Annotated in this window: 13 protein-coding genes and 1 tRNA gene; 6 read left to right on the plus strand and 8 right to left on the minus strand. The window is 34.3% G+C overall.

Annotated elements, in window-relative coordinates:
- Window positions 1-74 precede the first annotated feature (74 nt).
- Both EBF09_RS03415 and EBF09_RS03420 read right to left on the minus strand, forming a co-directional pair.
- Window positions 75-151 (minus strand) — tRNA-Arg (locus EBF09_RS03415).
- A gap of 62 nt (window positions 152-213) precedes the next feature.
- A complete protein-coding gene (locus tag EBF09_RS03420) occupies window positions 214-501 on the minus strand; it encodes an HU family DNA-binding protein (RefSeq protein WP_121763736.1) in 288 nt (95 codons plus the stop codon).
- Between the two features lie 176 nt (window positions 502-677).
- Here EBF09_RS03420 and gap point away from each other — a divergent pair, with 176 nt between their 5' ends.
- The 5 genes from gap to recO all read left to right on the plus strand — a co-directional run bounded on the left by gap (window position 678) and on the right by recO (window position 5,856).
- The gene (gene gap, locus EBF09_RS03425; protein WP_121763737.1) at window positions 678-1,676 is read left to right on the plus strand and encodes a type I glyceraldehyde-3-phosphate dehydrogenase; all 999 of its coding nucleotides are present in this window, start codon (window positions 678-680) and stop codon (window positions 1,674-1,676) included.
- Entirely contained in the window at window positions 1,670-2,938 is a 1,269-nt protein-coding gene (locus tag EBF09_RS03430; RefSeq protein ID WP_232817644.1) for a glucose-6-phosphate isomerase, read from the plus strand. Before gap ends, EBF09_RS03430 begins: the two co-directional genes overlap by 7 nt.
- 88 nt (window positions 2,939-3,026) lie before the next feature.
- Window positions 3,027-4,025: a phosphate acetyltransferase gene (gene pta, locus EBF09_RS03435; protein WP_121763739.1), complete on the plus strand. Its 999-nt coding sequence runs from the start codon at window positions 3,027-3,029 to the stop codon at window positions 4,023-4,025.
- Window positions 4,026-4,034: 9 nt separating this feature from the next.
- Window positions 4,035-5,237 (plus strand): acetate kinase, encoded by a 1,203-nt coding sequence (locus EBF09_RS03440; RefSeq protein ID WP_121763740.1) that lies wholly within the window; start codon window positions 4,035-4,037, stop codon window positions 5,235-5,237.
- Window positions 5,238-5,244: 7 nt separating this feature from the next.
- On the plus strand, window positions 5,245-5,856 hold the full coding sequence (gene recO / locus EBF09_RS03445) for a recombination protein RecO (RefSeq protein ID WP_121763741.1): 612 nt from the start codon (window positions 5,245-5,247) through the stop codon (window positions 5,854-5,856).
- On the opposite strand, the gene hisA is transcribed toward recO, so the two are convergent.
- Genes hisA through EBF09_RS03465 form a run of 4 tightly spaced genes read right to left on the minus strand, consistent with a single transcriptional unit; the run spans window position 5,853 to window position 8,937 of the window.
- Window positions 5,853-6,560 carry a 1-(5-phosphoribosyl)-5-[(5-phosphoribosylamino)methylideneamino]imidazole-4-carboxamide isomerase gene (hisA, locus tag EBF09_RS03450; protein WP_121763742.1) on the minus strand — a complete coding sequence of 236 codons (708 nt, stop codon included), beginning with the start codon at window positions 6,558-6,560 and terminating at the stop codon, window positions 5,853-5,855. The two genes, recO and hisA, sit on opposite strands and share 4 nt — an antisense overlap.
- 9 nt (window positions 6,561-6,569) lie before the next feature.
- Window positions 6,570-7,175 carry an imidazole glycerol phosphate synthase subunit HisH gene (gene hisH / locus EBF09_RS03455; protein WP_121763743.1) on the minus strand — a complete coding sequence of 202 codons (606 nt, stop codon included), beginning with the start codon at window positions 7,173-7,175 and terminating at the stop codon, window positions 6,570-6,572.
- A 26-nt stretch (window positions 7,176-7,201) separates the two neighbouring features.
- Window positions 7,202-8,107: a PDC sensor domain-containing protein gene (locus EBF09_RS03460; RefSeq protein WP_121763744.1), complete on the minus strand. Its 906-nt coding sequence runs from the start codon at window positions 8,105-8,107 to the stop codon at window positions 7,202-7,204.
- Between the two features lie 11 nt (window positions 8,108-8,118).
- Window positions 8,119-8,937: a 3'-5' exonuclease gene (locus EBF09_RS03465; protein ID WP_121763745.1), complete on the minus strand. Its 819-nt coding sequence runs from the start codon at window positions 8,935-8,937 to the stop codon at window positions 8,119-8,121.
- Window positions 8,938-9,026: 89 nt separating this feature from the next.
- Here EBF09_RS03465 and EBF09_RS03470 point away from each other — a divergent pair, with 89 nt between their 5' ends.
- Window positions 9,027-9,806 carry a pyridoxine 5'-phosphate synthase gene (locus EBF09_RS03470; protein WP_121763746.1) on the plus strand — a complete coding sequence of 260 codons (780 nt, stop codon included), beginning with the start codon at window positions 9,027-9,029 and terminating at the stop codon, window positions 9,804-9,806.
- Window positions 9,807-9,826: 20 nt separating this feature from the next.
- Here the strand turns inward: EBF09_RS03470 and EBF09_RS03475 are convergent, their stop codons facing one another.
- Both EBF09_RS03475 and era read right to left on the minus strand, forming a co-directional pair.
- A complete protein-coding gene (locus tag EBF09_RS03475; protein ID WP_121763747.1) occupies window positions 9,827-10,795 on the minus strand; it encodes a L,D-transpeptidase family protein in 969 nt (322 codons plus the stop codon).
- Between the two features lie 15 nt (window positions 10,796-10,810).
- Entirely contained in the window at window positions 10,811-11,695 is an 885-nt protein-coding gene (gene era / locus EBF09_RS03480; protein WP_121763748.1) for a GTPase Era, read from the minus strand.

Below are 11,695 nucleotides of genomic sequence, written 5' to 3' on the forward strand. Positions count from 1 at the left end.
TGCATTTCCTTAAGAAGTTAGTAAAATTTCTAGATTATTTTACAAAAAAAATACTAAAGTTTTGCTATAAAAGATGGTGTCCACGATGCGATTCGAACGCATGGCCTCACGATTAGGAATCGTGTGCTCTATCCAGCTGAGCTACGAGGACATAAAAAATTAATTTAAAGAGATTTAAAAAGAAAACCCCTTCCAAAAGAAGGGATAAAGAAGTTATTTTTTAGCAGCTGCAACAGCGTCTTTAAGACCTTTACCTGCTTTGAATTTTGGAACATATTTATCTTTTGTTTTGTATTTTTTGTTTGTTCCTGGAACTGTTCCCTCTTTACCTTTTTGGAGAACTGTTTCAAATTTACCAAAACCTACAAGCTCAATGCTTTCTTTTTTGGCTAGAGCTTTTTCAACTGCTGCTACAAAAGAGCTAATTGCTTTTTCAGCATCTTTTTTAGTTTCAAACTCACCTACTTCTTTTACTAGATCGACAAACTCTGACTTGTTCATCTTTAGAACCTCCGTTTTTTAAAATAAAACATCGTTATTGTAGCATAAAATTAGCACTTTGCAACAAATCTTAAACAAAAATTTTAAAATAACAACAAAATTTTGCCTTATTTTAATGAAATTTAGACTAGAATCTGCCTAAAAATTTATATTTAATATCTAAAAAAGGAAGCTTCATGGCATTAAAAGTTGCAGTAAATGGAACAGGAAGAATTGGGCTTTGCGTGTGCAAAATTTTAGCAATGAGGGAGGATTTAGAACTTGTAGCTATCAACTCTACTATGCCCATAGATACCCTCATTCATCTTTTAAAATACGATTCAGTGCATAAAGGCAGTGAAGTTACTAAAATAGATGAAAATACGCTAAGCATTGGCAAACAAAAAAATATCGCTCTTATTAGCACAAGAGAAATCAAAGAGCTTAATTTTGGAAAATATGGTGCTAAAGTGGTGCTAGAATGCACCGGTGCTTTTAATGATTTACAAAAAGCAAATGCACATCTTTATGGCGGTATAGAACGTGTCGTAATTTCTGCACCTGCTAAAGATACCCCTACATTTGTCTATGGAGTAAATCACACAAAATACAACAACGAACCTGTAATCTCTAATGCAAGCTGCACAACAAATGCCCTTGCTCCGCTTGTAAAAATACTGCATTCTAATTTTAATATAGAAAGTGGCTTGATGACAACAATCCACAGCTATACAAACGATCAAAATCTAGTAGATTCTAAACACAAAGACTTAAGAAGAGCAAGAGCAGCCGCACTTAATATGATACCCACCTCAACGGGAGCTGCTAAGGCTATTGGGCTTGTAATGCCAGAACTTGCAGGAAAGCTAAATGGTCTTGCTATTCGCGTGCCAACTCCTGATGTAAGCTTGGTAGATTTAACTTGTGTTGTTAGCAAAGAAGTTAGTAAAGAGCTTATTAATGAAACTTTTTTACAAGCTTCTCAAAATGAATTTAAGAATCTTCTTTTAATAGATGAAGACAAAAGAGTATCAAGCGACTTTATAGAGGATAGCCATAGTAGTATTTTTATCCCTGATTGCACCTTTGTAGCTACAAAAAATCATCTAAAGGTAAGTGCTTGGTATGATAATGAATGGGGATATTCTTGTCGCCTTGTAGATATGGCAAAATTTGTAGGAGAAAGTATTTGCTAAAATTTTGGGATAATTTTGAAAACTTTCTTGGAGATAGACCTAATCTTTTTGCACCCAAAAATTTAGAATTCTTTTTTAAAAAGGTGGTGAGTGAGAAAAATAATAATATTAGCGGTTATTATGAATTACCTTTTGCAAATTTAGACTATATTGAAAGCTATCTAAACCAAGAGCAAAACTTCTTAGAAAAAATTAAATGCCTTGTGATTGTGGGTATAGGGGGTAGCTCTCTAGGCACAAAAGCTATCGATGCGCTCCTTTCTCATCAAAGCAATCGCAAAAAAATTAAACTCCGCTTTTTAGAGCATACTGATCCTATTATGATTCAAAAAGAGCTTACAAGGATTAACGCACAAGAAACGCTTTTTATAGTGATTTCAAAATCGGGTTTAACCATAGAAACCACTTCTCTTTTTAAGTTTATCCTAGCAAAATACAAGCTTTTACAACAAGAAAATAAAAAAAATCTTTTAATCATTACAGACAAAGAATCCCCTCTTTCTTTTTGGGCAAAAGATGAAGGAGTGCGATATTTTTGTATTGATAAAAATATCGGTGGTAGATTTTCTGTTTTAAGTGCAGTTGGATTAATCCCTCTTGCAATTTTAGGTTATGATGTTAAAAAACTTTTAAAAGGTGCTAGCGAGATTAGCCATTTATTTTTCACCGACCCTAAAAATTCTATTCTTAAAAAAGCACTTTTTTTAGCTAAAAGCGAAAATACTTATCCTATTAATGTGCTTTTTTCTTATAGCAGTGTTTTTAGGCATTTTAACTCTTGGTATGTGCAGCTATGGGGAGAATCCTTAGGTAAATTAGACGCTTATGAGCAAAGAAGAGGGCTAACTCCTATTGCCCTAATTGGAAGCATTGACCAGCACTCTTTTTTGCAACTCATCATGCAAGGTCCTAAAAATAAAAGTGTTACTTTTTTAAACATTGAGAAATCTTCACAAAAATCCCTTTATATTCCTGATATTAGCCTTAAAGGATTAGAAGATACGGATTTTGTTAATCAAGCTTCTTTTAACACACTTTTAAAACTCCAATGCCAATCCACAAAAGAAAGCATTATTTCTCAAGATGTTCCAGTGGATTCCATTTCTGTTAGCTTTTTAAACGAAGAAAGCGTTGGCAGTCTTATTTTTTATTATGAGCTACTTACTTCTTGCGTGGGAATTATGTTACATATTGATACATACAATCAACCCGGTGTTGAATTTGGTAAAAAAATATTAAGGGAAAAATTTACACACTTATAATTTTTTTGCCTTATTTTTTACTATTTTATACTCCCTTCACTCTAAAAATTCTACAATAGATTTAACAAATCAAATAAAAGGAATACAAATGGGTTTTATAGAAGAAGTCAAAAACAAAGCAAAAGCAAATTTACAAACCATTGTTTTACCTGAAACAAATGATATAAGAACCTTGCAAGCAGCACATATTATTTTAAAAGAAAAAATAGCCAACCTCATCCCAATAGGCGATGAAGCACAAATCAAAAAAGATGCTAAAGATTTAAATTTAGAAGGTGCAACTTTTATCAATCCTCAAAGCTGTGATGAGCTTGAAAACTATGTAGAGCTTTTTGTAGCCTTGAGGGGACATAAGGGCTTAAGCGAAAAGTCCGCGCGTGCAATGCTTTTAGAAAATCCTCTTTATTTTGGAGTAGCACTCGTAAAAAGTGGCAAGGCCGATGGTATGGTAGCAGGAGCGATAAACTCCACTGCTGATGTGCTTAGAGCTTCTTTGCAAATCTTAGGCACCAAAAAAAGCTCTAAACTTGTTTCTGCATTTTTTATTATGGTTGTGCCAAACTGCGATTATGGCGAAAATGGGGTTTTTATCTTCTCTGATAGTGGCTTAGTGCAAAACCCTAATGCTGAAGAATTAGCTTCAATTGCCATTGATTCTGCACATAGCTTTAAAGCACTCGTGGGTGCAGAACCTGTTGTAGCTATGCTTTCACACTCTACTAAAGGGAGTGCAAAACACCCTGATGTAGATAAAGTTATTGAAGCTACTGCCCTAGCAAAAGCATTAAATCCCAATATTGCACTCGATGGAGAATTCCAACTTGATGCGGCGATTGTCCCAAGTGTAGGTGCTTCTAAAGCCCCAAATAGCACTTGTGCTGGAAAGGCAAATGTGTTAGTCTTCCCAGATTTAGATTCTGGAAATATCGGCTATAAGCTTGTCCAAAGACTTGCAAAAGCAGAAGCTTATGGTCCTATCACACAAGGAATTAGCGCGCCAGTAAATGACCTCTCACGCGGTTGTAGCGCTGAAGATATTGTAGGTGTGGTAGCTATTACTGCACTTCAAGCACAACAACAAAAATAAGGAGATAATATGGATATTTTAGTAGTAAATTGTGGGAGTTCTTCTTTAAAATACCAGCTCATTAATGCAAAAACAGAAGAGGTTTTAGCAAGTGGTATCTGCGATAGAATAGGCATTAGCGGTGGAGCTTTTAGCTATAAGGCAAAAAACAAAGATAAAATCACTAAAGAAGTGGATTTAAAAGATCATGAAGTAGCCATCGGGATTGTTTTAAATACGCTAATAGATAAAGAAATAGGCATTATACCCTCTTTAGACGCAATCAAAGCAATCGGACATAGAATCGTGCATGGTGGAGAGCATTTTACAAAATCTGCTTTTATTAATGATGAAGTCATTAGACATATAGAAGAATGTGCGGATTTAGCACCTTTGCATAATCCCGCACATCTTTTAGGCATTAGAGCCTGCAAGCATTTAATGCCACACACTCCTATGGTAGCAGTTTTTGATACAGCATTCCACCAAACTATGCCACCGCGTGCATTTATTTATGGACTTCCTTATGAATATTATGAAAAATATAAAATCCGCCGTTATGGATTCCATGGCACAAGCCATAGCTATGTTTCAAAACGTACAGCGGAATTTTTAGGCATTCCACTAGAAAAATCAAAAATCATTACTTGCCATTTAGGCAATGGTTCTAGCATTTGTGCGATTGAAAATGGAAAAAGTGTGGATACAAGCATGGGACTAACTCCGCTTGAAGGCTTAGTAATGGGAACTAGAAGTGGGGATTTAGATCCTGCTATTATTGATTATATCGCCCAAAAAGAAAACAAAAGCACACAAGAAGTGCTAAATATCCTCAATAAAAAATCCGGAGTTTTAGGTATCTCTGGACTTTCAAGCGACTTTAGAGATTTACTAGCAGCTGATGAAAAAGGGGATTTAAAAGCACGATTTGCAAGAGAAGTTTTTGCCTATCGCGTAGCAAAATATATTGGCTCTTACACAGCAGCACTAAGCGGTGTAGATGCGATTGCTTTTTGTGCTGGGGTTGGTGAAAATGCAAAATTCATAAGGGGTAAAATCGTCTCACATTTAGAGTTTTTAGGCATCACTTTAGATGAAGAAGCAAACTTGCAAACCATTGGCAAAGAGGGCATTATCTCTACAAAAAATTCCAAAGTGAAAGTTTGTGTTATCCCTACAAATGAAGAATTAATGATTGCACGCGATACCTTAGAGATTGTAAGCAAACTATAAGGATAAAATGCAAGGTTATATTCTCCATACACAAAAGGTTAGAGAGGAAGATTTATTAATAAAGGTGCTAACTTCTAACCACCTTTATACTCTCTATCGCTTCTATGGTGCAAGGCACAGCATTATCCACCTAGGCAACAAAATTGATTTTTACATAGAAAAAGATTTAAGAGAAATTGGAAAATTACGCGATCCTATTCATCTTGGTTTTGCATGGGAAAAAGAAATGCAAAAACGCTATTTTTGGCAACAATTTCTAAAGCTTCTCCATACTCACTTAAAAGATATTGGCTCGCTAGAAAGTTTTTATTTTGAACTTTTAGAAGAAGGATCTATGCGTCTTTTAAAAGAGAATCCAAAACGAACAATCCTAGCACTTTATATCAAGCTCTTAAGCTTTGAAGGGCGCAACAACTCCTTACAAAACTGCCTTATATGCGAAAAACCTTTGAGTGAAGAAGTTTGCATTACAAGAGGATTTGTATGCGGGCACACACATTGTATAAAAGGAGAGATTTTATCATTTTCTCATCTTGAAAGCCTTTTTAGCCTTCAAATAGAACTCTTAGAAGATGATGAAGTTGATAAGCTCTTTAATGTCCTCATGCTTGGACTTTAGGCAAATTTTTTAAAAGCTTCTTTTAAGTCGATTCTCCCCTCATAAAAAGCCTTGCCGACAATCACGCCATCAATATTTGCCTCTTGCAATTTTTCTAAATCAAGTAAGCTTGAAACCCCTCCACTTGCGATAGTAAAATGCAAACTTGCTTCTTTAATACCTTTTGTAAATTCCAAATTCACTCCATTTAACATACCATCACAACCAATATCCGTGCAAATAATCCCCAAAATCTCACTTTCTTTAAACTCTTTTGCAAAATCTAGTGCCAAAACCCCTTCACTCTCTACCCAGCCTTGTGTAGCTACATAACCATTTTTTGCATCAATTCCGATGACAATAGGATAATCTTTAGCCAAAGTTTTAGCTAGAGTAGGATTTTTTAATGCCATTGAACCTAAAATCACCCTATTTACACCTATATTTAGATATTCTTTAATCGTATCTTCATCTCTTATCCCACCCCCTACTTCTACTTTTAGCTTTGTATTTTGTGTGATACTTAAAATCGCCTCTTTATTCTTAGGCGTACCACAAAATGCACCCTCTAAATCCACAACATGTAAAATCTCCGCTCCCATTCCCTCTAACAACTTTGCAAACTCCAAAGGACTTTTATCATAAATCTTTGCACTTCCCATATCCCCTTGACTTAGCCTTACGACATTACCCTCTTTTAAATCAATAGCAGGTATGATTTGCATATATTCTCCTTAAATTTTTATAAAATTTTCTAAAATTTTTAAGCCTACATCCTGCGATTTTTCAGGATGAGGCTGGATACCAAAAATATTATCTTTTTGCACAATAGAAGTAAATTGCACTCCATATTCACTTAATCCTATTGTATTTTCATTATTTTTTGCATAAAAACTATGCACAAAATAAAGATAAAATCTCTCTTCTATGCCTTCTAAAAGGGGGGATTCTTTTATCCTCCTTACTTCATTCCACCCCACATGAGGTATCTTAAAATCCTTGCTTAAACTCTCACTAAAGGGCAAAATATCCCCTTTTAAAAAGCAAAGTCCCTTACTCTCTCCAAACTCAAAACTACGCTCAAACAACAATTGCATTCCAAGACAAATCCCCAAAAGTGGTTTGCCACTCTTTATAAATTCATTCAAGGCTTCTTTAAAACACTTCTGCTCTAAATGTAACATCGCCTCTTTAAAAGCACCCACACCTGGCAATACCAAATGCGAACAAGCTAGAATCTCACTAGGCTCTTTTAAAATTTTAACCTTAGCCCCAAGCTTTAAAAAAGCATTTTGCACGCTTGCAAGATTCCCCATTTTATAATCCACAATTCCAAGCATTCCTAGCCCTTTAATCTTTATTTCTTTTAATCTCTTCTTGCAAAGGCAGTAAATTTCACATAAATAGACAAACCTATAAGCAAAAGCGTCACCCCAACAATCAAATACACCGCATAAATAATCTTTTCTGGTTCAATAATAGTGAATTTAAAAACAAGCATTAAAGCTTCAATGGCTAATGCAATTACAATAGAGCCCAAAAATCTTATCATCGTTTTATGTACCATTTTAGAATCTTGAGATTTTTGCCTTCCTAAAACCTCTTCTTCAAAAATCGCCCGCACCAAATCAAAAATTGCCAAAGAAAGCGTGATTAAAATCGTTGCTTCAAAGACATCTTTAATATCTAACCCATCAAATTTCTGCAAAGAGCCAAATAAACTAATCCCGCCTTTAACCAATAAAAGCGCACACACCATAAAAAGTGCAAGGCTCATTCCTGCATACATTATTTTTCTAAAATTAGAAAAAAAGCCAAAAAGAGGCATAGGGCGTACAAGCAAACTTGTTTTTTCTAAAGGGATATCTAAGCATACTACATACATAAGCTTTCCTTTTTCATTATACAAAGGATAAGCCGCACTTACGACAAGATTCCCACTGGCTAATGAAGGATAAGGATCAGTTAAAATACATTTTTTCTCTCTTACAGCACGATAAAAGTAAGCTCTATCATTATGATTTTCGCCCTTTTTACATACCAAACTTGCATCATTACTAATTGCATCAATAGCTAAATTCCCACTAGCATCAAGCACATATAAAAGCTCAAAAAGTCCCACTTCTTTTTGTATTTTTTGCATTCCATCAATGATTTTATTAAGCTCAATATGTGGAAGATGATTTTTAATATTGCGTTGAAATAAAAAACACAAATATGCCCTTATTTCATAACGCATTTCACTAAACTGCAAAATATCTTTCGAGAGCATTTTTTTCCTTTTTAATTGTCAATTTGTGCCTGTATTGTATCAAAAAAGTAGCTATGGTATGCTTTATCTTTGGGCAATTTCTCTTGCCACTCTATTAAGATATTTTTATAATCTTCATTTGTTAAATTCCCTTGTAAAAGCTCATAATTTAAATACACTCCATAGGTGTTTAGCACATCACTTTGGCAGTATGTATCAATTTTTTCATATTCGTTTTTATAATACAAATCCAAAACCATATCCCCATGCACATCATATTTACCCGGAAACCCTACTAAATTTGCTACCACATCTAGCTTTAAACCCCTAATATTAAACCCACCAAGCACATCTAACAAATCCGTATGAAAACGCTCACAATAGCGTTGGCGATAGTTTTCCCACTTGTTTTTATTGTATTGTGGATTTTCTACTTCAAAATAGGCATTTGCACTGATTTTATATTTCATCGCTCTAAGCAAAAGCATAGGCATATCAAAGCCACGCCCGTTAAAACTAACTAATTTGGGTTGATTTTTATTTAAATATTCAAAAAAAGCTAGAAGCAAAGACTTTTCCCTCTCCTCTTTACTCCCCCCTACACTAGGAAAACTCCCTACCTTTTTAAATTTCCCATATTCATCACAAAATACAGCTGCAATGCTAACAACTTGATGAAAAGGTAAGGGCAAAAACTCACTCCCACTAAGCTCACTTTGAATCTCTTGTGCTTTTTTAGAAATTTCTAAACTATCTTCACTCACAAAAGCTCTTTTTTGAAACTCCTCTTTAAAAACCTGTTTAATCAACTCCACATCGGGTATCGTCTCACAATCAAAAACCATCACCATTTTAAAAAACCTTTTTGCTAAAATTAATCACTTATTTTAAAGAATTTTTGGTTAGAATATCTTTTTTATCCACTACAAAAGGGACAAAAATGTTACTTGGAGTAAATATTGACCACATTGCAACACTAAGAGAAGCAAGAGCGATTAACGATCCAGATCCACTTGAGGCAATTTTCATAGCAAAAAGAGCAGGTGCAGATCAAATCACGCTGCATTTAAGAGAAGACAGACGACATATGCATGATAGCGATGTAGCACGGATTATTCCCTCTTCATTTTTACCCATTAATGTAGAATCTTCTATCCATCCACAAATCATTGAATTTCTTTTAAAACTCCGCCCACATCGCATTACGCTTGTCCCAGAAAATAGACAAGAGATTACCACTGAAGGTGGTTTAGATGTGCTTAAAAACTTTGAACACATTAAGGAAATCACAAAAGAATGCCACAAAGCTGGTATAGAAGTTTCTCTCTTTATTGATACAAACTTAGAAACCCTTTGCAGTGCCAAAGAAATAGGTGCAGATATGATAGAGCTTCACACAGGGGCTTATGCAAATCTTCATCTTATGCTTTTTTCTAATCTTTCTTACACACAACATTCTATAAAAGAGCTAGAACTCCCAAAAAATGAACTAAAAGAACTTTATTTAAATTCTATAAAAGACTTAGCAAATGCCTCCAAAGAAGCTAAATGGCTAGGATTAGAAGTTGCAGCAGGACATGGGCTAAATTATCATAATCTAGCACCCATTTTACAAATAAAAGAAATTATAGAATTAAATATAGGACAAAGCATTATCGCTAGGGCTGTGTTTAGCGGTTTAGAAAATGCCATAAAAGAAATGAAAGAGCTAATAAAATAACTCCTAAACTTTTAGGCTTTTTATTTCTCTGCTAGAATTTGCATTTTATTATTTTTAAGCTCCACATATAATTCTTTCTCGCCACTAAAACTATAAGTAGGAGCTTTGTAATCTTCAAAAAAGCTAATTCTAAAAAGATTGCGATTTTCATCATTAGGATAAGGAGCAATATTTATTTTGCTAAAAATAATGCTTTTTTGCTCCTCTTTTGCAAAGATTCTATGTTTTGTCTTAGAAAACTCATCAAATCTAGCTCCATCAAATCTAATAAACTCTGCCTTACTATAAAATCCAAGATACTTTTCTACATCATTTTGCTTCCAAGCTTCTTTCCATTCATATAAATTAGCAAGCAGTTGTGCCAAATCTTCCAAAGTCACCTCTTTTACTTTATTTTCAAAAGTGATGAGCAAGGATTTTTTATGATCGATTGTTTTATCCACCATGGTTAAAAGATTGTTTTCAATGGCAATACAACCTTGAGTATTTTTCTCTTCACGATTCCCATTTAGTGGCATACCATGAATCCATATCCCATAACCTGTGCGTTTATGCAATTTATCAAAAAGATTTGGATAAGAAGTGCTAAAAGCTAAAGGCCCATAATATTGATCTAAATTACTAAGCCTTGCATTAAGATTATACACACCAATGGGAGTTGCTAAATCCCCTTCTTTTTGCTTATGCCCTAGCCTAGAGCCCACAAGCGCATTTGTATTTAGCTTTTCTTCCCACTTGTTATTTTCTAGTTCATAAAGCTTTAAAGTAGGCAGATTTTTAGTCGCAACAAAAAGATATTGCAAATTCTCATAATATCCAAAACGCACATCTTTTTCTTTTAATGATTCTTGCCAAAAGGCTTTTGTTTGTAATACTTTATCAATTTTTGCTTCTATTGCCTGTGTGCCACCCTCTCTATAAAGTTTTACCCATTCAAAATCTGTCGCATTTGCACACATTGCCAACAATAAAACCAAAATTATTCTCATATACTCTCCTTAAATTTAATCTTCAAAATTATAACCGATTTTTTTAAGACTTTCTTTCTCTTTGCTCCAACCTGCAACAACCTTAACAAAAAGCTCTAAAAAAACCTTTCTACCCACTAGCTTTTCTATCTTTTCTCTTGCATCTTTGCCGATGCGTTTTAGCGTCGCACCGCCCTTGCCGATTACAACAGATTTTTGGCTTTCTTTATGCACGATAATGGTTGCCTTGATATAATCTAGCTTTGGTTTTTCTTGATAGAGATTTAAAATCACATCGCTTTCATAAGGAATCTCATCGCTTAGATTTTCAAAGCAAGATTCTCTTATAAACTCTTTTGCAATTTCTTTGGTGCTATTAGGCGTTAAAAGCTCCAAATCATAATAATAAGGGTGTTTTGGCATCTCTTTGGCAATTATTTTTAGGGCATGCTCTAGGCTACTCTTATCTTTACAAGATGTAGGCAAAAGTGCTAAATATTTATCTTGGTATTTTTCATATTCTTTGATTTTTTCTAGCAATTTTTGCTTAGGAACACTATCTGTCTTTGTAAGAATCAAAAAATGCTTTCTTTCTTTATAGCTTTCTAAAAATTCTTCATAAAAATCTATTTTATCGCTAATAGGAGCTAAAAAGAGCGCTAAATCGCAATCTTGCATTGCTTGCATTGCTTCTTTTAGCATATATTGATTAAGCAATTTCTCTTGTCTATGAATGCCTGGGGTATCCACAAAAATCACTTGAATATCCTCCCACATTACAATCATATTCATACGCTTTCTCGTAGCATTTGCTTTATGCGAAACTAAAGCTAATTTCTCTCCCATTAAAGCATTTAAAAAAGTGCTTTTCCCTGCATTTGGACGCCCTAAAACTGCTACAAATCCCGCTTGTGTTTTCAA

This window comes from Helicobacter burdigaliensis (assembly GCF_003670295.1).
GTDB lineage: Bacteria > Campylobacterota > Campylobacteria > Campylobacterales > Helicobacteraceae > Helicobacter_D > Helicobacter_D burdigaliensis.

Bases quoted from the DNA above. Each gene is read 5' to 3' on its own strand.
- EBF09_RS03420 (WP_121763736.1), bottom strand. From the start codon at position 501: ATGAACAAGTCAGAGTTTGTCGATCTAGTAAAAGAAGTAGGTGAGTTT.
- gap (WP_121763737.1), top strand. From the start codon at position 678: ATGGCATTAAAAGTTGCAGTAAATGGAACAGGAAGAATTGGGCTTTGC.
- pta (WP_121763739.1), top strand. From the start codon at position 3,027: ATGGGTTTTATAGAAGAAGTCAAAAACAAAGCAAAAGCAAATTTACAA.
- EBF09_RS03440 (WP_121763740.1), top strand. From the start codon at position 4,035: ATGGATATTTTAGTAGTAAATTGTGGGAGTTCTTCTTTAAAATACCAG.
- recO (WP_121763741.1), top strand. From the start codon at position 5,245: ATGCAAGGTTATATTCTCCATACACAAAAGGTTAGAGAGGAAGATTTA.
- hisA (WP_121763742.1), bottom strand. From the start codon at position 6,560: ATGCAAATCATACCTGCTATTGATTTAAAAGAGGGTAATGTCGTAAGG.
- hisH (WP_121763743.1), bottom strand. From the start codon at position 7,175: ATGCTTGGAATTGTGGATTATAAAATGGGGAATCTTGCAAGCGTGCAA.
- EBF09_RS03460 (WP_121763744.1), bottom strand. From the start codon at position 8,107: ATGCTCTCGAAAGATATTTTGCAGTTTAGTGAAATGCGTTATGAAATA.
- EBF09_RS03465 (WP_121763745.1), bottom strand. From the start codon at position 8,937: ATGGTGATGGTTTTTGATTGTGAGACGATACCCGATGTGGAGTTGATT.
- EBF09_RS03470 (WP_121763746.1), top strand. From the start codon at position 9,027: ATGTTACTTGGAGTAAATATTGACCACATTGCAACACTAAGAGAAGCA.
- EBF09_RS03475 (WP_121763747.1), bottom strand. From the start codon at position 10,795: ATGAGAATAATTTTGGTTTTATTGTTGGCAATGTGTGCAAATGCGACA.